Origin of the sequence: Paractinoplanes tereljensis, assembly GCF_016862435.1 — a bacterium.
In the GTDB taxonomy this organism is placed as follows: Bacteria; Actinomycetota; Actinomycetes; order Mycobacteriales; family Micromonosporaceae; genus Actinoplanes; species Actinoplanes tereljensis.
This window is the reverse complement of the sequence record NZ_BOMY01000064.1, coordinates 61,691-83,819: the sequence shown is the minus strand read 5'-3', so window position 1 is coordinate 83,819 and position 22,129 is coordinate 61,691. Positions and strand designations below refer to the sequence as shown.

Sequence of the window (22,129 nt, the reverse complement as noted above, 5' to 3'; positions counted from 1 at the left end):
ACATTCTTCAGTTGCTTAAGAATGCTAGGCGATCGCAACGACGGGAGCGACTGACATGATCAGAATCGACCTGGACGCGGGCTGGACTCTCCGGGCCGTGGGCGGACCGGTGCCATCGGAGATCGCCGCAACGGTCGTGCCGGCCACCGTGCCCGGCACCGCGCACACCGATCTGCTCGCGGCCGGCCTCATCCCCGACCCCTATCAGGGCACGAACGAGGCGGATCTGGCCTGGTTCCACCGGGCCGCTTGGCTCTACGAGACGACATTGCGCGCCACCGCGCCGGCCGCGGACGAACGGGTCGACCTGGTCTTCGACGGCCTGGACACGGTCGCGTCCATCGCTCTGGGCGGTCGGGAGGTCGGGCGCACGGCCAACATGCACCGGGGCTACCGCTTCGACGTTCGCGACCTGCTGAGCGGGGAACCGCTACCGCTGACCGTACGGTTCGATCCGGCGCTCGAGTATGCCGAGCGGATCCAGGACCAGATCGGCGAGCGCCCGCACGTCAATGCGCACCCCTTCAACGCCGTACGCAAAATGGCCTGCAGTTTCGGCTGGGACTGGGGACCGGATCTGCAAACCGCGGGCATCTGGAAACCGGCTCGCCTGCAACGGTGGCGGACCGCGCGACTCGCCGAAGTGCGTCCACTGGCGACGCTCGACGACGACGGCCGGACCGGCCGCCTCACGGTCCACGTGGCCGTCGAGCGGTCCGGCCTCGGCCCGGCCGGTGACCTGAGTGCCCACATCGCGATCGGTGACCTCCACGCCGTCCTTCCGTTGAGCGCCGGCTCCGACCGGGAAGCGGTCGAGGTCGTCGTTCCGGAGGCGCCGGTGTGGTGGCCGGCCGGATACGGCGAGCAGCCGCTGGTCACCGTCACCGTCGACCTGTTCGACGGGGACGAACAACTCGACACGTACGCCGGGCGGGTCGGCTTCCGCAGCGTGCGGCTGGACGAGAGCCCCGACGAGTACGGGCACCGTTTCGCCCTGGTCGTCAACGGCCGTGATGTCTTCGTCCGGGGCCTCAACTGGATCCCCGAGGACCACCTGCTCACCCGCCTGACCCGGGCCGACTACGAGGCCGCCGTCGACCGGGCGGTGGAGACGCACGCCAACCTTCTGCGTGTCTGGGGTGGCGGCATCTACGAGTCGGACGACTTCTACGACGTCTGCGACGAACGTGGCGTGCTGGTCTGGCAGGACTTCCTGCTGGCCTGTGCGGCGTACGCCGAGGAGGAACCGCTGCGCGGGGAGATTCTCGCCGAGGCCCGGGAGAACATCGCCCGGCTGTGCCCGCACCCGTCGCTGGCCCTCTGGAACGGCGGCAACGAGAACATCTGGGGCCACGAGGACTGGCAGTGGAAGTCCCAGCTGGACGGCGCCACCTGGGGCGCCGGCTACTACTACGAGGACTTCCCGGCGCTGCTCGCCGAACTCGACCCGACCCGGCCCTACCACCCGGGCAGCCCGTCCAGCCCGGGACTCGACCCGGCCGACGTGCATCCGAACGACGACCGCTACGGCACGCGGCACGAATGGGAGGCGTGGAACCTGCGGGACTACACCTGGCACGACCGGAGCATCCCGCGCTTCTGCTCCGAGTTCGGCTGGCAGGCGCCACCGGCGTGGTCGACCCTCACCACCGCGCTCGCGCCCGCCGACCTGAGCAAGGACAGCACCGCTTTCCGCTCGCACCAGAAGGCCGAGGACGGCACCGGCAAACTGGACCGCGGACTGGGGGCACACCTGCCGGTGCCGGTCGACTTCGCCGACTGGCACTGGGCCACCCAGCTCAACCAGGCCCGCGCGACGACGTTCTCGGTCACCCACCTGCGCGCCCATGCGCCGCGGACCATGGGCAGCATCCTGTGGCAGCTCAACGACTGCTGGCCGGTCACCTCCTGGGCGGTCGTCGACGGTGCCGGCCGCCGCAAACCGGCCTGGTACGCACTCCGGCGTGCGTACGCTCCTCGGTTTCTGGCCTTTCACCGGGTGGCGGGCCAGTTGATGATCGTGGCGATCAACGACGACGACGCGCCCTGGCAGGCGGACGGCGTCGTGCGCCGGATCGGCCTGGACGGCACCGAGAACGCCTCGGGCCGGCTGCGTGTCCAAGTGGCGGCTCGTTCGGTCCAGCTGATCGCACCGGCACCGGAACTGCTCACGGCGGCCGACGTCGCGCGCGAGGTGCTGGTCGCCGACCTCGACGGGCGGCGCGCCACCCACCTGTTCGCCGAGGACCTGAACCTCGCCTACCGGCCGGACCCGCTGACCGCCCGAGCCGAGCGGTCGGCGGGCGGTTACCGGGTGACGGTGACCGCGTCCTCCTTCGCCCGCGACGTCGCCGTGCTCGCCGACCGGGTGGCGCCCGACGCGGTCTGCGACGACATGCTCGTCGACCTCCTGCCCGGGGAGTCCCATACCTTCGATATCGCCACCGGCGCGGACGTCGACCCGGACGCCTTCGTCGGGCCCGCCGTCCTCCGATCGGCCAACTCGCTGATCGCCCCGGCCGGCGTGCGGTGAGGTGAGCGATGACCGGCGGACTGATCGGGCTGGTGCTGACCGGGCGGGCGGCCCGGGTGGGCGTCGAGCCGTTCTTCATGGAACTCATCGCGGGCATGGAGGAGGCTCTGGCACCGCACGGCGCCACCGTGCTGCTGCTGGTCGTGCCCGACCTGGACGCGGAACTCGCCACCTACCGCCGCTGGGCCGCCGACCACACGGTCGAGGCCGTCGTCATCGTGAACCTGGTGGACGACGACATCCGTCCCGCCGAGCTCGCCGGGATCGGCTTGACGGCGGTGCTCGCGGGCCGGCACGGCGGCGATTCATCCTTTCACCGGGTGGTCACCGACGACGCCGGTGCGATCACCGCGGCGATGGACATGCTGGCCTCGCTCGGGCATCGGGTGGTCGGCCGGGTCACCGGACCGGCCGATCTCGTGCACACGGCCGAGCGGTCCTCGGCGATGCGCGCCGCGGGGGAGCGGAGCGGCATCGGCATCCGCGTGATCGAGGCGGACTACAGCGCCGAGGACGGTGTACGCGGTGTCCACGACCTGCTGGCCGGCGACCCGCGGCCGAGCGCGGTGATCTTCGACAACGACGTCATGGCGGTGGCCGCCGAACAGGACCTGATCCGGGCCGGCGTCGCGGTGCCCGGCCAGATGAGCCTGCTGGCGTGCGACGACTCGCCTCTGTGCGAACTGGCCGTCCCGCCGATGTCGGCGCTCAGCATCGACGTTCACGAACACGGCCTGACGCTGGGCCGGGCCGTCCTGGAGGCGCTCCGCGGTGTGGAACCGCGCGACCACGCTGGACCGCCGATCCGGATTCGCCGGCGGGAGAGCACCGCGCTTTTCATCGAAGTCTGACTATTTTCGCAGCTTGACGGCTAACTTAAGCAGGTTTAGATTCTCCGGGAGTCCTCCTCCCGCACCTGCTCTGGAGCAAGCCATGAAGATGCGATACCTCGCGCTCGGCGCGGCCGTGCTTCTCGCCCTCACCGGCGCGGCCGTCCCGACCGGTGTCGCCCCGGCCTTCGTCACCAGGGCCGGCGCCGACCTCCGCCTGCACGGCAAGCCGTTCCGGTTCGCCGGCACGAACAACTACTACCTGCACTACCAGTCGCCGGTCGCGCGCGACAACGTCCTCGACACCGCGGCCGCCGCCGGTTTCCAGGTGATGCGCACGTGGGGCTGGTTCGACACCGGGACGGCCGACGGCAGCAACCCGACGGCCGGCAGCCAGAACGGGGTCTACCTGCAGTACTGGGACGGCTCCGGCCACCCGCACTACAACGACGGCGCCGACGGGCTGGCCCGCCTGGACGCCGTGATCGCCCGGGCCGGCCAGGACGGCCTGAAGCTGGTCATCCCGTTCACCAACAACTGGGGCGACTTCGGCGGCATGGACAAATACGTCGAGTGGGCCGGCGGCAGCCACCACGACGACTTCTACACCGATGCCCGCATCCGCGGCTGGTTCCGCGACTACATCGCCCACCTGCTCGACCGCACCAACTCCATCACCGGCGTGAAGTACAAGGACGACCCGACGATCATGACGTGGGAACTCGCGAACGAGCCGCGCTGCGTCGGGTCCGGCAAGTACCCCCGGTCGGCGGCCTGCGACACCGACACGATCACCGCCTGGGCCGACGAGATGTCGACCTTCATCCGCTCGGTGGACCGCAAACACCTGATCAGCGTGGGCGACGAGGGCTTCTTCGCCGACCAGCCGGGCGGGGACGACTGGACCCACAACGGCGGCGAAGGCATCGACACCGTCCGGCTGGCCCGCCTGCGCAACATCGACGTGATGAGCTACCACCTCTACCCCGACGGCTGGGGCAAGACCGCCGACTGGGGAACCCAGTGGATCCTCGACCACGCCCGCGCCGCGCGTCAGGTGGGCAAGCCGGTGATGCTCGGCGAGTTCGGCTACCGCGACAAGGCCACCCGCAACACCGTCTACCAGCGATGGACCGACGCGGCGTACGCCTCGGGCACCAACGGCGCGCTGTACTGGATCCTCTCCGACCGGCTCGACGACGGCAGCCTCTACGGCGACTACGACGGCTTCACGGTCTACTGCCCGAGCCCGGTGTGCACCACGATCAGCAACTTCGGCCGGCGGATGCAGGGCCGGGCGCTCACCTTCGCCCCGGTCGCCGACGACGACACCGCCACCGTCGAGTACGGAATGAGCACCTCGCTGCAGGTCGTCGGCAACGACCTCGTCTACCTGCCCGCCCGGCGGCTCGACCTGCGCACCCTCAAGCTGAATCCGGACGCCACCGGCGGCACCTTCACGGTCGGTGCCGGCGGCACCGTGGCCTTCACGCCCGCCGCCGGATTCACCGGACGGGCCACCGTCACCTACACGATCGCCGACAACCTCGGCCGCAGATCCAACCGGGCGACCGTCACCGTCACCGTGAAGCCGCAACCGCTCCCGGAGCAAACCCTGTTCGACTTCGAGGACGGCACCCAGGGCTGGGGTCCCGCGAGCTTCAACCCCACGGCCGGCACGGTCGCCACCACGAGTGAGTTCCACGCCGACGGCGTGCAGGGGCTGCGGTTGACCGGCACCGACGGCGGCTGGTTCGGCGCGTCCCTGCCGGCGCCGACCGACCTGACCACCCGCGGCACGCTGAGCTTCGCCTCCCCGTCGGCCAACGGTTCCTTCGCCGTGTCCTTCCAGACCGGCCCGGACAGCGTGTGGTGCCAGGGCGACGCCCGCCCCTCGGCCACCAGGGCCGGCTACTACGAGCTCGATCTCACCGCCGTCGCGGCCGGCTGCCCCGGCCTGAGCGACGTGCGGACCGTGAACCTCTACATCGGCGGCAACCAGCAACAGGACATCGATGCCATGACCATCAGCTGACCGCGCTTCCACCGGTGCGGTCCGGAGAATGGAGATCCCCCATGAGACGCCTGCTGAGCCTGGGCCTGGTCGTCCTCACCGCCTTGCTCGTCGCCCCGGCGCCCGCGCGGGCCGCGGACCGTGGCTCGTACACGGTCTCCGGCCTCGGCAGCCGGAAGCAAGCGGTGCTGAACAACGGCGGAACCGTCCTCGACCTCGCCATCGCCATGCTCGAGACGGAGCGGATGACGACCGATTACACGTACGGCGACGGGAAGTCCGGTGACGCCGCCAACTTCGGCATCTTCAAGCAGAACTGGTACATGATCCGCCAGTCGGTGTCGCAGTACAGCGGCTACGGCCCGAACGAGTGGAACGCTGGCGCCGCCCTCAACAGCAACCTCAGCTGGGACCTGCAGATCCGGCACGCGGCCCAGAACAAGTGGGGTGAATACACCTGGTTCGCCGGCCACCGCAACGGCCAGACCGGCCTGAGCAACCCGAACACCCAGGACATCGCGAACTACCGCAACGCCGTCTACTGGATCCGCGACCAGATCAACTCGAGTTCGCGCTACCGCACCGACGACACCCGCTTCTGGGTGAACGTCCCGGCCATCTAGCACTCTTCGTCGGAGGTGAGGTCATGCGAAAACGAAACGCTGTCCGAGGAGCTGCGGCGCTCTCGCTGGTGGCCGCATTGCTGCTGCCGGCATCGAGCGCGGCCGGCACCGCGACGGCCCAGGTCGCCGCGGCTGCCGCGGTCAAGGTCATGCCGCTGGGTGACTCGATCACCGGGTCACCCGGATGCTGGCGGGCCAAACTCTGGACCAGATTGCAGAGCAATGGCTACACCAACGTCGACTTCGTCGGCACGCTCGGCGACCCCGGCTGCGGCGTCTCCTACGACGGCAACAACGAGGGCCACGGCGGTTACCTGGCGACCAACATCGCCAACCAGAACCAGTTGCCCGGCTGGCTCGCCGCCACCCAGCCGGACGTGGTGATGATGCACCTCGGCACCAACGACGTCTGGAACAACCTGTCGCCCAGCACCATCCTGGCCGCCTACGGCAAGCTCGTCGACCAGATGCGGGCCAGCAATCCGGCCATGAGGATCCTTGTGGCGAAGATTCTCCCGATGAATCCCAGCGGCTGCTCGGACTGCGCGCAACGGGTGATCAACCTCAACAACGCCATCCCGGGCTGGGCCGGCGGCAAGAGCACCTCCGCGTCGCCGATCACCGTCGTCGACCAGTGGAGTGGCTTCAGCACCGGCTCGAACACGACCGACGGGGTCCATCCGAATGACAGCGGCAACGTCAAGATCTCCGACAGGTGGTATCCGGCGCTGACTCCGTTGCTGACGTCCGGCGGTTCGGGACCAGGCTCGAGCGGGTTGCTCGAAGGGTTCGAGTCCGGTAGCAACGGCTGGGGTGCCGGCGGTGCTTCCGGCGGTCCGTGGCAGGTCAGCGAGTGGGCGGCGCAGGGCAGCTACTCGTTGAAGGCCGATGTCGCGCTCGGCAGCGGCCAGAGTTACTCGTTGTCCAAGGTCGCGACGCAGAACCTCGCCAGTGGATCGACGCTGCGGGCAACGGTCCGGGCCGCGACCTGGGGCACGCTCGGCAGCGGTCTCACGGCCAAGATCTATGTCAAGAGCGGATCGGGCTACACCTGGTACGACGGCGGCGTCGCGACGATCACCACCGGCACCGGCGGCACGACGTTGAGCCTGAGCCTGTCGGGTGTCGCCGCCCGGAGCGACGTGCGGGAGATCGGCGTGCAGTTCTTCGCGGCCGCCAATTCCAGCGGCACCACCTCGATCTACCTCGACAACGTCACCGTGGCGTAGCGGGCCGCGCCGGTCTCCGGCAACCGGATTTCGGCGCGGTCACCGGGTTCCCGGTTCGAGGAGGCGCTCGGTCTCGGTCCACAGATCGGCCTGCCAGGCCGGGTCGTTGCCGGGTGCGCTCGGCTGGATCTGCCGGGTGCCGCGCGCGGTGTAGTAGCCGCCGGAGTGCCCGGAGAAGGCGGGGTCGCGGCGAGGGCCACGATGAGGCCGGCGCCGCGGGTCGGGTCGCCGATCCCGAGCCGGGTGACCATCTTCCCGAGAGCACCGGCGAAGCGGAGCTCGCGGCCGAGGCCGGTGGTGTTGAAGCCGGGGTCGAGGCAGTTCGCGGACCGAGGTGCCGGCCAGCCGAGGGGCGAGCTCCATGGTGAACATGATGTCGAGCAACTTGGTCTTGCCGTAGTGCTCGGACGACCCGCGGGCGGTGAACGGGACCGTCTGGGTCAGGTCCTGCGGGATCCGCAGCGTGCCGTGCCGGCGTCGGCTTCATCTCCGACGCGCCCGAGGGCGTGCGGGTCGCCGAGGAGTTGCGGCGCGCCGACTGCGACCTGATCGTCCTGTTCCTGACCACCTACCTGACCACCGGGGCCTGATCAACCAGGAGGCGCAGGTTCTCGACGCCACCGACAATCTCTACATCGCCAGCGGCGACTCGAGCACCAGGAGGCTGTACATCGAAACGGCGTCCAAGGCGTCGGGCTGGACCGACTGGGCGATCCGGTACACCTCGTCGGCCGTCTACTACTCCGATCCGCTGATCGACCACCAACGCCTCAAGTCGCTCGGCGTGATGAGCATCTTCGCCCCACGGTACGGCGGAGGCCAGATCGACGTAAAGGACTGGAGAAGCCAGCGGCTAGGAGGCCGGCGGCACGGTGGAACGTCGCAGCAAGACAACCAGCACGGGAACGCCAGCATCGCCACCGCCGTGCTCGCCTCCATCCCGGCCACCCTGTTGCTCATCGTTGCGCAGCGCTATGTCACCGCCGGGGGTGACCGCCGCCAAGGACTGACCGACCCTGCTCAGAAAACAGGCCGCACGCCATGACCGTCGCTCCACAGAGCCCGGCCTTCGCCGCCCAGGACATCCCGTTCAGTTACCCCGGATCCTGGTTCGACATTTCCCCGGTGATCGCCGAGAAGACGTACGCCGACGATCTGCATGGTCGAAGCCGGTGACGTGCCGCCCGGTCACGGCGTCGCCGGCAACGACGGTGCTGCCGCGGATCAGGCCGCGCAGCACCGAATCGCTAGGCGTCGGTGCGCATCAGTCGGTAGCCGGCGGCGCCGACTGCGGCTGCTGCCCATGCGGCGAAGACCAGCAGTCCTGCTTCCGGGCTGAGGGTGCTGCTGTCGTGGGTGAGGGCGTAGATGGAGGCTCCGGCGTTGCTCGGCAGGTATTTGCTGATCGAGTCGGACATGTCGCTGGGCAGCAGGTCGGTCAGGACCGGCAGGAGCATGAGCAGGACCACGACGGAGGCGATGCCGCCGGCGACCGAACGTAGCAAGCCGCCGAGTCCGATGCCGATGACGCCGACGAGACCGAAATACAGGGCGGCTCCGGTGAGGCCGCGCAGGATGCGGTCGTCCGTGAGGCCGGCTGCGATGTCGGTGTCGGCGAGGGCGCTGTGCCCGGCGAGGAACGAGACGAGGACGGCGGCGAACGACGCCACCGTGACGACGCCGAAGAACATGGTCGTCTTGGCCAGCAGGACGGGAAGGCGTTTCGGGACTGCGGTCAGCGTTGAGCGGATCATGCCGGTCGAGTACTCGCCGGCCATGACCAGAACACCGAGGACACCGATGGCCAGCTGGGCGAATTGCTGACCGCCCATGGCCGCAGCGACGGCGTCCGTGACCGAACCGCCCAGCCGACCGGTGTGATCGGAGGTGGGGTCGTAGCGGGCCGCGGAGAGCAGCCCGAAGCCGATCAGCAGCACCATGGCGATCCCGAGGGTGATCCAGGTGGAACGCAGATCCCAGAATTTGGACCATTCGGAGCGGAGAACGCGCGGTCCGGTCACCCGGTGGATGTCCCGTTGCGGGCGGGCGTGCGATGCCGTCGTCATGCCATGCTCCTCATCGGGGCGCCGGGGTTGGCCGAGGGTGCTGTTGTCGTTCCGTGGTATTCCACGGACTCGCCGGTCAGCGACATGAACGCCTCTTCCAGTGATGCCGTTTGGGGGGTGAGTTCGTAGAGGACGATGTGGTGGGCTGCGGCGATCTCGCCGATGGTGCGGGCGGCGACGCCTTGGACGTGCAGTTCCTGCGATCCGGGTGTCCCGGTGACCGTCACTCCAGGCCGAATGACCGCGGCATACAGTCGCTCCGGATCGGAGCAGGCGACCTTGACGCCGCCGGCGCTTTGCTCGGCGATGAAGCGTTCGACGGTGGTATCCGCCAGCAGCCGGCCGCGACCGATGATGATCAGATTTGTGGCGGTCTGCGCGACCTCGCCCATCAGGTGTGACGACATGAGCACGGTTCGGCCCTGTCCAGCCAGTCCGGTCAGAAGGTTGCGGATCCAGAGGACTCCTTCGGGGTCCAGGCCGTTCACGGGCTCGTCGAGCATGATGATCTGCGGGTCGCCGAGCAGGGCTGCGGCGACGCCGAGCCGCTGGCCCATGCCGAGGCTGAAACCGCCGACCCGTTTGCGGGCTACCGCAGTGAGGCCGGCGAGTTCGATGACCTTCTCGACGCGTCGCATGCTGATGCCGTGGGTGAGGGCCAATGCCCGCAGGTGCCCATAGGCCGTACGGCCCGGATGGACCGACTTGGCTTCCAGCAGGGTGCCGACCTCGCGCAGGGGCGCGGAGTGCTGGACGTAGGGGCGTCCGTTGACGAGCGCGGTTCCTCGCGTCGGCGCGTCGAGCCCGACGATGAGCCGCATCGTGGTGGACTTCCCGGCGCCGTTGGGCCCGAGGAAACCGGTTACCACGCCGGGCTGAACGGTGAACTCCAAGCCGTCCACCGCCGTTTTTGTCCCATATTTCTTGACAAGTTGCCGAACCTCGATCATGGGTTTCCCTCGTTCAGCCTCGGATGTGAATGCCGGTGCGGGTGTCGCGGCAACGAGAAGCGCTCATGGACCGCCGGCCGGGGGTCGCCGCGAACGATCGCGCTGCGGCGGCCTAGGGAAGAGCGTGCTCCCTGAGCAACAAGAACGGATGAGCCGCTGATCAGAGTTTCATCAGTGAGCGGGCCGGTGCCGATGATGGCTTTCTCATGAGACTTTGATGTTTGTCCGGCATGGTCGACAGCATGGCCGACGAAGAGACCGGGGCACGCGTCCTCGTCGTGGATGACGAACCGAACATCTGTACGCTCATCGCGTCAACGCTGCGGCTTGTCGCCTTTGAGACGCGCGAAGAACATTCCGGCACCGCGGCCTTGGCAGCTGTCTCGGAGTTTACGCCAGCTGTGGTGTTGCTGGATGTTATGTTGCCTGACCTCGACGGCTTCGAGGTGGCCCGCCGGCTGCGCCACGACGGCTATGACGTCCCGATCCTGTTCCTGACCGCGAGAGATGCGGTGGCGGACCGGGTGGCCGGGTTGAGTTCGGGTGGCGACGACTATGTGACGAAGCCGTTCAGCCTCGAGGAGATTGTCTGGCGCATCCGCGCGATCCTGCGCCGCACCGCCCCGAAACAGGCGCCCACGGACACCGACCTGCGTTTCGCCGACCTCGAACTCTCGCAGGACACCTATCAGGTCCGCCGCGCCGGCCAGACGATCACCCTGTCGGTCACCGAATTCAATCTGCTGCGGTTCTTGATGCTCAACGCCGGACGTGTGCTGAGTCGATCCCAGATCCTCGACCGCGTCTGGGATTACGACTTCAACGGCGACGGGCAGATCGTCGACACCTACGTCTACTACCTGCGCAAGAAGCTCGACCAACACGGCCCGCGGCTGATCCAGACAGTCCGGGGTGTCGGCTACTGCCTGCGAACGGCCCAGGGTCCCGGCGCGTCGTGACCGAGTCGACGACCCCCACCACGCGCGCCGCGCGGCTGCGGGCGTGGCGGCCCCGTCGCTGGGCGCACTGGACCGTCCGGTCCCGCCTGGCGGTGACGATGGTCATCGTTTGCGGCTGCACACTGCTGGCGGTCAACGTCGTCGGCACCGAACTGCTGCGCAGTTATCTCGCCGACCGCCTCGACGGCCAGCTCGACCGGATCGGGCAGACGTCGCTGTCGTCCCGCGCGTTGCCCGATTCGCCCCGTGAGACGGCGGTGGCGCAGCGGCTCGGCGGACTGTTGGGTGCTCCCATCAACGTCGGCAGCTACGACGCCTCGGGACAGTGGAAGGCTCTGCTGACCAGCCCCGAGTTCGCCGCGCCGGTCGCCTCGTTCGCCTCGGTGACCGTGCACGCCGACCGCGGCCCGTACACGGTCACGGCCGGCGCCGATGCCGCGAGATGGCGGATCATCGCAGTGACTAGCCCTGATGGCGGCTTTACCACCATCGCGCTGTCTCTGCAGGAAATCGACGCCACCGTGGATCGAATGTTGCTGGCCGGCCTGCTGCTCAGTGTCTTCGCGATCATTCTGGTCGCCGCGGTGGCCGTCGGCGTCGTGCGCGTCGGGCTACGGCCACTGACCCGCATGCAGGACACCGCCGCCGCGATAGCCGCCGGATCGATCATGGCGCGGGTCGCCGATACTGATCCGCACACCGAACCCGGTCGCCTCGGCATCGCCCTCAACACGATGCTCGCCCGTATCGGGGATGCGCTCGCCTACCGCGAGGCCACCGAGCAGCGGCTCCGGCAGTTCCTCGCCGATGTCTCCCACGAACTGCGAACACCATTGACCTCGGTGCGGGGCTTCGCCGAGCTCTATCGCCGCGGCGGAGCCGCGACGGTCGACGAGCTGGACGCCACGATGCTGCGCATCGAGCAGGAGGCCACCCGGATGACCGCGCTGGTCGAGGACCTGCTGCTGCTGTCGGCGCTCGACGAGGACCGCACCCTGGAGTTGCTCCCGACCGACCTGACCGGCATCGCCGCCGACGCTGCCCGCGACGCCCAGGCCCGCCATCCCGGCCGGGTGATCACCCTGGACGCCGTCGCGTCCGCACCGGTGCGTGCCGATGAATACCGGCTGCGGCAGGTCGCGACGAATCTGGTCGCGAACGCCATCGCTCATACCCCGGCCGACACCCGGATAGCCATCCGGGTCAGGTACGAGCCGCCACCTCCCGCCGACCCGGTGGTCGCCATCGGTCAGATGCCCGGCGGTCCCCTGGCCGTGCTCGAGGTGTCCGACAACGGCCCAGGCATCCCCGTCGAGCACGCTCCGCACATCTTCGAACGCATGTACCGGACCGACCCCAGCCGCGGCCGCAAGGCCACCGCCGACGGCTCCGGGCTCGGACTATCCATCGTGGCAGCGATCGTGACCGCGCACGCCGGTCGTATCGAACTGCTCCGTCCGGCACCCCACGGCGCCACCTTCAGGGTGCTCCTTCCCGCCGATCCCACCCTGCTCGAGGGCACCTTGTCTCCCACCGCACCGCCCTCGCCGCCTCGCTGCTGACATTCGGCCGGGCCGTCTGATCAGATTCTGATATCGGACTCATGGGCCTTTGCCATCCGCCCCGCACGCTGAACTCATGACCACACGATCACGGCGCCGCGCCGCAATGACGTTGACCGCGCTCGCCCTTGCCCTGACCTGTTTGGCCGCCTGTGGCGGAGGCGGCACCGAGGACACAGGCATCGCCTCCGCCGGCGGCGCGGCCACACCGTCGGCCAGCGCCAGCGCTGGTGCCACCGGTGACGGCCTGAAGTTCGCCGCGTGCATGCGGGAGAACGGCATCGACATGCCCGATCCCGATCCGAGCAGTGCCGGCGGCGGACTCCAGTCAGTGCGCGGCAGCGCCGACCAGACCAAGCTCAACGCCGCCTTGCAGAAGTGCCAGCAGTACCGGCCCACCGGCGGTCAGGGCAGCGCCCTGTCGGACCCGGCGAACCAGAAGCAGCTGGAAGAACTCGCCAAGTGCTTCCGCAGTCACGGCGTCGACGTCCCGGACCCGGACCCCGCCACCGGCTTCCGAGGGCTCACCACGCAGCTGCAAACGCTGCAGGCCGACCCCGACTGGAACACCGCCATGACCGCATGCCAGAGCCTGATGCCGACCGGAGCGACCCGATGACCAGGACCGGCGATGTCAACGCCGCCACCACGGAGCCGGCCATCGACGGCGCCCCGGACACCACCGCCCCCAGCCCGGCAGTCGGCGTCGGCGGCACCGGGCGCAAGCGACGGCGCGGGCGCGCCGTCGCGTTCGCCGCGATCGCTCTGGTGGTCGCCGGTGTGGGCGCCGCGGCGGCCGTCGGCTTCGGCGGATCCGGCGACACCACGGCCGACTCCGCCCCGGCAGCCCCCAAAACCACCAAAGTCGTCAAGACCACGGTCACCGAGACCGCGACCGTGGACGGCAACCTCGACTACGGCACCGAGACCACCCTGTCGGCCCGGCCCGGCGCCGGCGGCGTGGGCACCATCACCTGGCTGCCCGGCGAGGGCACGACCATCAGCCGCGGCAAGACGGTCTACAGCATCAACGCGGACCCGGTGGTCCTGTTCTACGGCAGCATGCCGCTCTGGCGCACCCTGGTGCCCGGCTCCAGCGGCGCCGACGTCAAGGAAGTCGAAACCAATCTGGCCGCGCTCGGCTACACCGGTTTCACCGTCGACGACGACTACACCGATGCCACCGCCGACGCCGTACAAGACTGGCAGGACGACCTCGGCCGCGACGAGACCGGCACGCTCAACCCGGAAGACGTCGTCGTCGCCACCGGCCAGATCCGCGCCGCCACCCAGAAGGTGCAGCTCGGCGCGGCAGCCAACGGACCGGTACTCACCTACACCGGCACCAGCCGGGTGGTGACGATCAACCTGGACGTGTCCGACGAGAGCCTGGTCAAGGACGGCACGACGGCCACGGTGAAACTGCCCGACGGAAAGTCCGTGAAGGGCACGGTGTCCGACGTCGGATCGGTCGCCTCCAGTGCAACCACCGGCACCGGCGTGCAGGCGCAGACCACCACCACGATCCCGGTCACCGTGAAGATCAGCGACCAGAAGGCCCTCGGCTCCCTGGACGCGGCACCGGTCGACGTGGACCTGGTCTCGGCCAGCGCGAAGGACGTGCTGGCGGTGCCCGTCAACGCACTCGTCGCTTTGGCCGAGGGCGGCTACGGCATTCAGGTCCTCGACGGCGCCACCACCCGGTACGTGCCGGTCAAAACCGGTCTGTTCTCCAGCAGCAACGTCGAGGTCTCCGGCACCGGCCTGACCGAAGGCATGAACGTGGTGATCCCCAATGCCTGAGCAGCCCCCCACCCACGCCGCTATCGCGCTGGACAAGGTCACCAAGACCTACAGCGGCGGCGTCGCCGCCCTCTCGGCGGTGAGCCTGCGGATCGGCCACGGGGAGATGGTGGCCATCGCCGGGCCGTCGGGATCCGGCAAATCCACGATGCTCAACATGATCGGCACCCTCGACCGGCCCACCTCCGGCACCGTCTGCATCGACGGGTACGACATCTCCACCCTCACCGACCGCCAACTCTCCGCGCTGCGGCAGTCACGCATCGGCTTCGTCTTCCAGCAGTTCCACCTGGCCGCCGGCATCCCCGCACTCGACAACGTCGCCGACGGACTGCTCTACGCAGGCGTCGCCATCCGCGAACGCCGCCGCCGCGCGACCACCGCCCTGCAACGCGTCGGCCTCGCCCACCGGCTCGACCACAAACCCCACGAACTGTCCGGCGGCGAACGTCAGCGCGTCGCGATCGCCCGCGCCATCATCGCCGACCCGCCCATCCTGCTCGCCGACGAACCCACCGGGAACCTCGACTCGGCCTCCGGCACGACCGTCATGCAGCTACTGCACCGCCTCCACACCGCTGGCACGACCGTGGTCATCATCACCCACGACCGGGACATCGCGGCCAGCCTGCCCCGCCAGATCCACGTCCGCGACGGGCGCCTGCAAACCGACCAAATGGCCGGTGTCGCATGAAGAACCCAGACCTCGCACCGGCGCGGATGAAAGCCGGCGACGTCCTGCGTGTCGGCGGCGCCGGGTTGCGCGCACGCCCACTGCGCGTTTTCCTCAGCGCTCTGGGCATCGCCATCGGCATCGCCGCGATGATCGCCGTCGTCGGCATCTCCAGCTCCAGCCAGGCCGAACTCAACCGGCAACTGCAGGCCCTCGGCACGAACCTGCTGCGCGTCACGCCCGGGCAGACGCTGCTCGGCGACTCCGCCGAACTTCCCGAGGCCGCCATCGGCATGATCGGGCGCATCGGCCCGGTCGAGTCCGTCAGCGCCACCGCGACCGTCGACGCCAAGGTCTACCGCAACGACAAGATCCCCACCGCCCAATCCGGCAGCATCGCCGTGCTCGCCGCGAAAACCGACCTACCGCAAACCAGCGGAGCCACCATCGCCCAAGGCGTCTGGCTCAACGACGCCACCGCCCAATACCCCACCGTCGTCCTCGGCGCCACCGCCGCCCAACGCCTCGGCATCACCGCACCCGGGCCCGGCGTCCAGGTGTGGCTCGGTGACCAATACTTCACCGTCGCCGGCATCCTCAACCCCGCCGGCCTCACCCCCGAACTCGACCAGTCCGCCCTCATCGGCTGGCCCATCGCCGAGAAAAGCCTCGGCTTCGACGGCGCACCCACCACCATCTACACCCGCGCCGCCGAACAACAGGTCACCGCCGTACAGGCCATCCTCGCCAACACCACCAACCCCCAGAACCCCAACGAAGTACAGGTATCACGCCCCTCCGACGCCCTCGCCGCCAAGAACGCCGCCGACGCCACCCTCAACGGCCTGCTCCTCGGCCTCGGAGCAGTCGCCCTGCTCGTCGGCGGAGTCGGCGTCGCCAACACCATGGTCATCTCGGTCCTCGAACGCCGCGCCGAAATCGGGCTACGCCGCTCCCTCGGCGCCACCCGAGGCCAGATCAGAAACCAATTCCTCGCCGAATCCCAGCTCCTGTCCGCCCTCGGCGGGATCTGCGGCGTCCTCATCGGCATCGCCGTCACCGCCGGCTACGCCACCTACCAGGGCTGGACCTCCGTCGTGCCCGCCTGGGCCATGGGAGGCGGACTCGCGGCAACACTGCTCATCGGCGGCATCGCCGGGCTCTACCCCGCCATCCGCGCCGCACGCCTGTCACCCACCGAAGCCCTCACCGCAACCTAACCAACCGTCGTGCCACCAGCACTGTCTCCATCCCAAGCGCTCTGCACCACCGGAAACGCGCCGGCCGTCACTGCCCTACCCAACACGGCAGCGACGGCCAGGCGCAGGACCTGACACCGCGAGCCCGTTCCCGGACCGTGGAGTTCTTCATCCCCGGCGGAGACCCGTTCAGGGTGCTCTCCGACGTGGCTCGCGAAGTGCGAGCGGGCACCGTGATCCTGGGTCGCTCGGGCAGCCTTGCCTATCGCTTGCCGGGTCGCCGGCCCTCCGTCGGCGCAGCCGGCTGGTGGCATCATCCCGACGGGCCCCTCGATGTTTGATCGTCGATGAGCAGACCGGGCAGGTGCTCACCGGCGACAGTGAGAGCGTCACGGGCTCTGCGCGGCCGGCCGGAGCGCCGTAGGCGTCTGCTCCAACAGATGCTGAAGTGGATCGCGTCGACGACGTCGCGCGGGTCGATAACCGGCGATCCCGGCCGGGACGTGCGGGGTCAGGATCGCCCATTCTGCGCGTCGACGGTCAGGTAGTCGTCACCCTGTAACCGGGCTGAGAAGGTTCGTTGCCAGGATCTGCGCCAGCCAGTTCTGATAAGCGTCGCCATCCCAGCCACGGTCGACGGTGAGCCGGATGAAAACCTCCGAGCCGGTCAGTATCCAACAGGTGTCCGTCGCCTGGGACCGCTCGACAGCGGTGTGCAGCAGGCTTTCCGTGCCGAGGTGCGCGACGAATTTACCTACCCCGATCAGGCGTTCCTGCTCGCTGACGCGCAGCACCTCGGCGGCCTCGGGTCCGGCCTGCGTCAGGATCATCTGCAACGGAGCCAGCCGTTCGTGCACGCCACGGACGAACCCGGCGTACAGATGAAGTTTTCTTCTCGGATCGGCCGTGGCCCAGACTTCGCTTAACTGTGCGCGCTCGCCCATGGCCACAGGTTCGTCGTCACCGGCGAGGGTGACATCCCACAACGCCTTCAGTAGGCCGGCCTTGCCACCGAACGTCTTGTAAATCAGTTCCGGTGAGACCCCGGCCTGCTCGGCGACCGCCCGGACGGTTGCCGCCCGGTGACCCACGTCGAACAACAACCTCCCGTACGCAGCGAGCACAGCGGCCCGGTTGCGTCGGGCGGCGTCCAGGCGCTGGCGGGAGTCGTACGCCCGCTCGGCCGATCCGGAAGATGGCACGTCTCACACCCCCTCAATTTGATACAGCGTACTGTACTCAATTGGCGGCCGGGTGGCTGCCGGAAACCGGGGGAACGATGTTCCAGCACGCGCCCATGGTCGAACGCCTCGGCGACGACGTGGTCAACTTCTACCTGATCGACGACACTGACGGCCTGGTCCCTCATCGACGCCGGCCTACCCGGGCACCTGGCGCAGTTGCGGGAACACCTGGCCCGCACCGGGCGTTCGGAGCGCGACATCCGCGCCGTCCTGTTGACCCACGGCCACCCCGACCACACGGGCCTTGCTGCCGCACTGCACGCCGCCGGCGCCGACATCTGGTCCACGAGTACGACGCGCCGATCCTGGCCGACGGGCCGCGCAGCGCCATGCGCCACGCCAAACCGGAGCGCTCGATGATGCCGTATCTGCTGCGCCGCCCGGCCGCATCGGGACGCCCCTGCACTTGGCCCGGATGGGCGGCTTCACGGCCGCGCCGGTGCGCGACGTCCGCACCTTCGACGCCGACCGCATCCTCGCCGAGGTGCCCGGGCGCCCGGAAGCGATCGTCGTTCCCGGGCACACCGGAGGCAGTACGGCCTACCTGTTCGCTGAATACGGCGTGCTGTTCACCGGCGACGCCGTGGTCACCGCGGACGGGCTCACCGGGCGTACCGGCCCGACACTGGTCAACCGCGGTTTCACTCAGGACAGCGCGAGCGCCCGGGTGTCACTCGACCGGCTGGCGCAGGTGCCGGCGTCACTGGTTCTGACCGGTCACGGCGAGCCGTTCACCGGCAGCCCCCGGGCCGCTGTCGACCAGGCCCGGCTCGCTGGTCAGAGCTGACCGGAATCGACGTCGGCGGCCGGTCTATGTCATGGCCAGGGGCAGTAGGTTGCGCGACGGGTGGACCCGGCGCCAGGTGAGCACCAGAAAGATGATCATTGCGGCGGACGGGATCGCGCAGATCGCCCAGCTGAGCCCCATCGGGGGGCCGGGCTGGGCCAGCACCGTCAAGCCGGTCAGCGACCCTTTGCCGGTGCCCTTCGCGCCGGCGACGGTGAAGGTGAAGGTATACGTGCCCGGGGCGTTCAGCGACTCCACGTCCAGCCCCCACACGTCTAGGCGCCGGGGGTGGCGGACCAGCGGGGCGGCCCGGTTACGACCCCGGATGGCGGGGCCTGAGCGGAGCAGCGTCCCCGATTTGCCGACGATTCCTTCGTCGGGCACGAAGGTGAAGTCCAGCGACTGCATCGCTCGCAAGGGCCAGACCGAAAAGCCAACCGTGATCCCGTACGGACCGGCCTGCACGTGTTCGGTGTGCACGATATTGACCGGCTGATAGGCCAGCGCCGGCGAGCCGGTCAGCAGGATCAGGATTCCGGCCGTGAGCAGTGAGAACAGGGCTTTTCGCATCTCAGTACGCCTCCTGGATCCGCAGCACCGGAGCAGCGGCCGGCGGCTGCTCGCCGCGCAGCACCCCGGCGAAGCGCCAGCCGAGGAAGCCCGCAAACGCACCGAACGCCCCGCCGATCAGGGTCTCGACGACGAACTGGCCGGCCACCGGCGCCGGGCGGGTGCTGATCAGCAACTCCTGCAGCATGAACGTCGCCGCGATCAGCAGGCCGGAGACCGCTCCCGCGACCTGCGGCACCCAGCGGGCCGACCAGTGGTTGCGGGCACCCAGCCATACCGCGAGATCGATCAGCACCGCGCCGGCGAGCAGGAACATCGGGATGCTGGCCGGCACCTGCGGCGGCCTGCCGCCCACGTCGTCGCGCAGCGGCAGCCCGACAGCGTCCGCATACGTCCGCGCCGCCCACGGCGCGAACCACCACAGCGCCAGCTGCATCGCGCCCAATACGGCGGCGAACGCGGTCGCCGCCCCGGTCCGGGCCAGTGTCGCCCGGCCCAGGACCAGCAACATCACCACGAAGAGAACCATGCCCGCGCTGGCCGCGTCGAACGGCAGCCGCAGCGCATTGAACGCGTTCGTGGTGATCGGGCTGTACAGCATCAGGATCGGCAGGCTGATCAGTAGGCCGGTCCGGCCCCAGCGGGTGGCCCGGGCCGAGCCGCAGATGACCACCGCACCGACCATGGTGATCGAGATTGAAGTGAACAGGGCGATGTGCGGTGGTGAGTCGAGCACCGCGTCGAAGCCGTAGATCGAGTGCCACCACAGGTCGACCAGCCCGAAGATCAGGAACGACGCCGAGCCGACGCCGGAGACGAGGAAGCCGAGCGGGGCGGAGAACGTGCCGAAGACCCGGACCGGGCGGCCGCCCGCCTCGGGGCCTACCGTCCGCCCGGCCCGGGTGGCGGCGGTCGCGGCGATGACTATGACCAGGCTGGCGATGCCGGATACCGCGCTGCCCGAGTAGAGCAGCAGATGCGGCAGCGTGAAGAACGTGTCCGGGCCGACGTCGACGTGCCACTGGATGTCCCAGGTGGTGCCGACCAGTGACAACGCTGCGCCCAGCAGGACGACGGCGGCGCCGGTGCGGCCCGGTGAAATGTTCGGAGGACTCATCGGGTGACGCTCCTTTCGAGGGGAGTTCATCCGGTGACCGTGACGGGCACCGGAATCCGGTCCGGCCCGGCGGCGCCGGGCACGGTGACTAGCAGCTGCCAGCCGCCGGGGGCCATCAGCGAGACGCCGGCGGCGACAAACCGGCCGCTGTTGACCGACGGGGCGGTCTGGACCGGGCTCAGGTAGCCCATCGTGGGCAGGACCGCGACCAACTGGATGGACCGGGCGGTTTCGGGGGCGCCGGCCCGGTCGGTCACGCTGACGGTGATGTCGTGGTCACCGACTCGGGCCGAATCAAGCGTGACGGTGACGATGTGGGTCGCGCTGCCGATGGTCAGCCGGACGCCGCCAGGGGACGGCCACAGCAGCCACCAGCCGGCCGCGATGACCGCCAGCACCAGCGCCGGCGCCGCGAGGCGTCTCACGTGCCCACCGTGACCATGATCGGCACCGTGATGATCGTGTAGTTCCGCTCGGCCTGCACCCACACCTGGTAGCGGCCGGGCAGCGGGAACGCGAAGGTGAACCCGACCGTCGGTCCGTATGCGGCCACGGTCTCGTCGGGCAGCGTGGCGCCGATCGCCGACGCGACCGGGACCATCGCGTCGCTCGCGCCCATCGCCATGCCCGCCGCCGCGCCCATCGCGTGCGCGTGTGCCCACAACGGCGCGGTCTGCGCGCCGCCGGCCCCCAGCGGGCCGACTACGATCAGATGGCCGAGCATGCCCAGCCAGGGCTGCAGATCCGCCCTGTCGCCGACTTGCGCCCGCAGCGTGACCGGCGTCCCGGCGACCGCCGGCAGCATCGCGACCTGGACCGCGGTGCCGTCGATCGTCCGCGACCCGCCGGTGGCCGGCAGCGGCGCCGCCGCCGGAGCAGCGGTCCCCGGCCCGGTCACGTCGAAGCCACTTGCCGAGCGCAGCATCTGCACCCCGCCGCCCCGGCGCTCCACTTCGCCGGCCACCGCGTAGTGCCCATTGCGGGGTGCGGTGAACGTGAAGGTGAAGGTCCCGGGCGCGGTCCGGGCCGGGTGCAGATGCCACAGCTCGCCGCCCGGACCGACGATCATCAGGTGGATCAGCGCGCCGTCATGCACGACCAGGTCGTCGACCGGCAGGCCGGTCGCCGCGTCGCACAGGGAAAGGCCGATCGGGGTGGCCGCTGCCCGGGGCACGGCGGTGGTGCCCAGCAGCAGCGTGGCCGGCGGGCGGGAGAGGCCGCCCGCACGCCAGATTTCCGCGTACGGGTCGGCCGCGTTCGCCACGGTCGGATCCAGCTCCTGCCCGGGCATCGGCGGCGCCGGCGTGGAGGCGGACAGGACCGCTCCGGTGACCGCCACCGCGACGGCCGCGACCAGCGCCGCGCCGGGCAGGGCGGGCAGCCACGTACGCCGGGCGGCGACCGCCACGACAATGCCGGCCAGCAGGCAGACGCCGGCAGCGACAAAGCCGCCGTAGACGCTCTTCTCGGCCGGTGTCGACGCCTGACCGGGCACCACGAACGGGATCCGCGCGACGTTGAGCCCATCGTCGACGGAGAGTTCCCACGGCCCGGTCCGGTCCACGGTCAGCACGGCCCCGGCAGGCCCGGGCGTGCCGCTCAGGGCCAGCGCTGCGGTGCTGGTCACCAGCCCGGAGGGCGGCCCGCCGGTGGTAGCCCCGACCGGGGTCACCGCCAGCTGAAGCGTCCCCGGCCCGGAGCCGGCATGGGTGATCACGTCGACCCCGAGCGGTCCGGGCACGCTGGTGACCCGGCGCAGGGTCACCGTCAGCTCCCGGCTGCCGAGCGTGGTCGCCACGCTGACGTCGGCGCCGGTGCTGCCGCTGTCGGCAAGTGCGGGCGCCGGGCCGGCCAGGAACGCGGCCGACACGAGGAGCCCGGTCGCCGTCAGGGCGAAGTGGTTCATACCGGGCGACGCTAAAGATCCCGAGCGCCGGAATCGTCACGGTTGCGGGGGAGTGCGATCCCCC

The 22,129-nt window shown here is 69.7% G+C and carries 23 protein-coding genes; 15 read left to right on the top strand and 8 right to left on the bottom strand.

The annotated features are described in order from the left end of the window. Nucleotides 1-55: 55 nt before the first annotated feature. The 5 genes from Ate02nite_RS47280 (at nucleotide 56) to Ate02nite_RS47260 (ending at nucleotide 7,229) form a co-directional block, all read left to right on the top strand. The gene (locus tag Ate02nite_RS47280; protein WP_203814566.1) at nucleotides 56-2,533 is read left to right on the top strand and encodes a glycoside hydrolase family 2 protein; all 2,478 of its coding nucleotides are present in this window, start codon (nucleotides 56-58) and stop codon (nucleotides 2,531-2,533) included. Nucleotides 2,534-2,541: 8 nt separating this feature from the next. Next, the gene (locus tag Ate02nite_RS47275; RefSeq protein WP_203814565.1) at nucleotides 2,542-3,384 is read left to right on the top strand and encodes a LacI family DNA-binding transcriptional regulator; all 843 of its coding nucleotides are present in this window, start codon (nucleotides 2,542-2,544) and stop codon (nucleotides 3,382-3,384) included. Nucleotides 3,385-3,466: 82 nt separating this feature from the next. Beyond that, nucleotides 3,467-5,398 (top strand): cellulase family glycosylhydrolase, encoded by a 1,932-nt coding sequence (locus Ate02nite_RS47270; protein WP_203814564.1) that lies wholly within the window; start codon nucleotides 3,467-3,469, stop codon nucleotides 5,396-5,398. 41 nt (nucleotides 5,399-5,439) lie between these two features. Further along, on the top strand, nucleotides 5,440-6,000 hold the full coding sequence (locus tag Ate02nite_RS47265; protein WP_203814563.1) for a lysozyme family protein: 561 nt from the start codon (nucleotides 5,440-5,442) through the stop codon (nucleotides 5,998-6,000). 23 nt (nucleotides 6,001-6,023) lie between these two features. Beyond that, a complete protein-coding gene (locus Ate02nite_RS47260) occupies nucleotides 6,024-7,229 on the top strand; it encodes an SGNH/GDSL hydrolase family protein (protein ID WP_203814562.1) in 1,206 nt (401 codons plus the stop codon). A 39-nt stretch (nucleotides 7,230-7,268) separates the two neighbouring features. Here the strand turns inward: Ate02nite_RS47260 and Ate02nite_RS47255 are convergent, their stop codons facing one another. Then, the gene (locus Ate02nite_RS47255; protein WP_203814561.1) at nucleotides 7,269-7,592 is read right to left on the bottom strand and encodes a hypothetical protein; all 324 of its coding nucleotides are present in this window, start codon (nucleotides 7,590-7,592) and stop codon (nucleotides 7,269-7,271) included. 58 nt (nucleotides 7,593-7,650) lie between these two features. On the opposite strand from Ate02nite_RS47255, the gene Ate02nite_RS47250 reads away from it, so the two are divergent. Then, nucleotides 7,651-8,274, top strand: a complete 624-nt coding sequence (locus Ate02nite_RS47250; RefSeq protein WP_203814676.1) for a hypothetical protein — start codon at nucleotides 7,651-7,653, stop codon at nucleotides 8,272-8,274. Then, nucleotides 8,271-8,405: a hypothetical protein gene (locus Ate02nite_RS49690; protein ID WP_275423007.1), complete on the top strand. Its 135-nt coding sequence runs from the start codon at nucleotides 8,271-8,273 to the stop codon at nucleotides 8,403-8,405. The genes Ate02nite_RS47250 and Ate02nite_RS49690 overlap by 4 nt, the downstream gene beginning before the upstream one ends. Nucleotides 8,406-8,476: 71 nt before the next feature. On the opposite strand, the gene Ate02nite_RS47245 is transcribed toward Ate02nite_RS49690, so the two are convergent. Then, nucleotides 8,477-9,295, bottom strand: a complete 819-nt coding sequence (locus Ate02nite_RS47245) for an ABC transporter permease (protein WP_203814560.1) — start codon at nucleotides 9,293-9,295, stop codon at nucleotides 8,477-8,479. After that, the gene (locus Ate02nite_RS47240) at nucleotides 9,292-10,245 is read right to left on the bottom strand and encodes an ABC transporter ATP-binding protein (protein WP_203814559.1); all 954 of its coding nucleotides are present in this window, start codon (nucleotides 10,243-10,245) and stop codon (nucleotides 9,292-9,294) included. The genes Ate02nite_RS47245 and Ate02nite_RS47240 overlap by 4 nt, the downstream gene beginning before the upstream one ends. A 242-nt stretch (nucleotides 10,246-10,487) precedes the next feature. On the opposite strand from Ate02nite_RS47240, the gene Ate02nite_RS47235 reads away from it, so the two are divergent. The 6 genes from Ate02nite_RS47235 to Ate02nite_RS47210 all read left to right on the top strand — a co-directional run bounded on the left by Ate02nite_RS47235 (nucleotide 10,488) and on the right by Ate02nite_RS47210 (nucleotide 16,462). Beyond that, nucleotides 10,488-11,204: a response regulator transcription factor gene (locus Ate02nite_RS47235; protein ID WP_203814558.1), complete on the top strand. Its 717-nt coding sequence runs from the start codon at nucleotides 10,488-10,490 to the stop codon at nucleotides 11,202-11,204. Continuing rightward, the gene (locus tag Ate02nite_RS47230) at nucleotides 11,201-12,766 is read left to right on the top strand and encodes a sensor histidine kinase (protein ID WP_239148226.1); all 1,566 of its coding nucleotides are present in this window, start codon (nucleotides 11,201-11,203) and stop codon (nucleotides 12,764-12,766) included. Before Ate02nite_RS47235 ends, Ate02nite_RS47230 begins: the two co-directional genes overlap by 4 nt. Before the next feature lie 106 nt (nucleotides 12,767-12,872). After that, the gene (locus tag Ate02nite_RS47225) at nucleotides 12,873-13,385 is read left to right on the top strand and encodes a hypothetical protein (protein ID WP_203814557.1); all 513 of its coding nucleotides are present in this window, start codon (nucleotides 12,873-12,875) and stop codon (nucleotides 13,383-13,385) included. After that, complete coding sequence (locus Ate02nite_RS47220) at nucleotides 13,349-14,569, top strand: peptidoglycan-binding protein (RefSeq protein ID WP_239148225.1); 1,221 nt, start codon at nucleotides 13,349-13,351, stop codon at nucleotides 14,567-14,569. Before Ate02nite_RS47225 ends, Ate02nite_RS47220 begins: the two co-directional genes overlap by 37 nt. Beyond that, nucleotides 14,562-15,263, top strand: a complete 702-nt coding sequence (locus Ate02nite_RS47215; protein WP_203814556.1) for an ABC transporter ATP-binding protein — start codon at nucleotides 14,562-14,564, stop codon at nucleotides 15,261-15,263. The genes Ate02nite_RS47220 and Ate02nite_RS47215 overlap by 8 nt, the downstream gene beginning before the upstream one ends. Next, nucleotides 15,260-16,462, top strand: coding sequence for an ABC transporter permease (locus Ate02nite_RS47210; protein WP_203814555.1), 1,203 nt, complete (start codon nucleotides 15,260-15,262; stop codon nucleotides 16,460-16,462). Before Ate02nite_RS47215 ends, Ate02nite_RS47210 begins: the two co-directional genes overlap by 4 nt. A gap of 530 nt (nucleotides 16,463-16,992) precedes the next feature. Here Ate02nite_RS47210 and Ate02nite_RS47205 read toward each other — a convergent pair. Continuing rightward, a complete protein-coding gene (locus Ate02nite_RS47205; protein WP_203814554.1) occupies nucleotides 16,993-17,643 on the bottom strand; it encodes a TetR/AcrR family transcriptional regulator in 651 nt (216 codons plus the stop codon). A gap of 198 nt (nucleotides 17,644-17,841) precedes the next feature. Here Ate02nite_RS47205 and Ate02nite_RS49935 point away from each other — a divergent pair, with 198 nt between their 5' ends. Together Ate02nite_RS49935 and Ate02nite_RS47195 are read left to right on the top strand one after the other, a co-directional pair. Continuing rightward, nucleotides 17,842-18,045 (top strand): MBL fold metallo-hydrolase, encoded by a 204-nt coding sequence (locus Ate02nite_RS49935; protein WP_354261887.1) that lies wholly within the window; start codon nucleotides 17,842-17,844, stop codon nucleotides 18,043-18,045. Nucleotides 18,046-18,100: 55 nt separating this feature from the next. Next, complete coding sequence (locus Ate02nite_RS47195; protein WP_203814553.1) at nucleotides 18,101-18,472, top strand: MBL fold metallo-hydrolase; 372 nt, start codon at nucleotides 18,101-18,103, stop codon at nucleotides 18,470-18,472. 24 nt (nucleotides 18,473-18,496) lie between these two features. Here Ate02nite_RS47195 and Ate02nite_RS47190 read toward each other — a convergent pair whose 3' ends face one another. From Ate02nite_RS47190 to Ate02nite_RS47175, 4 genes are read right to left on the bottom strand one after another with little or no spacing between them, the layout of a single operon-like run. Continuing rightward, a complete protein-coding gene (locus Ate02nite_RS47190) occupies nucleotides 18,497-19,042 on the bottom strand; it encodes a hypothetical protein (protein ID WP_203814552.1) in 546 nt (181 codons plus the stop codon). Nucleotide 19,043: 1 nt separating this feature from the next. Continuing rightward, nucleotides 19,044-20,159, bottom strand: coding sequence for a hypothetical protein (locus Ate02nite_RS47185; protein ID WP_203814551.1), 1,116 nt, complete (start codon nucleotides 20,157-20,159; stop codon nucleotides 19,044-19,046). A gap of 26 nt (nucleotides 20,160-20,185) precedes the next feature. Further along, the gene (locus Ate02nite_RS47180) at nucleotides 20,186-20,584 is read right to left on the bottom strand and encodes a hypothetical protein (protein ID WP_203814550.1); all 399 of its coding nucleotides are present in this window, start codon (nucleotides 20,582-20,584) and stop codon (nucleotides 20,186-20,188) included. After that, nucleotides 20,581-22,065 carry a DUF8832 domain-containing protein gene (locus Ate02nite_RS47175; RefSeq protein WP_203814549.1) on the bottom strand — a complete coding sequence of 495 codons (1,485 nt, stop codon included), beginning with the start codon at nucleotides 22,063-22,065 and terminating at the stop codon, nucleotides 20,581-20,583. The genes Ate02nite_RS47180 and Ate02nite_RS47175 overlap by 4 nt, the downstream gene beginning before the upstream one ends. Between the last annotated feature and the right edge of the window lie 64 nt (nucleotides 22,066-22,129).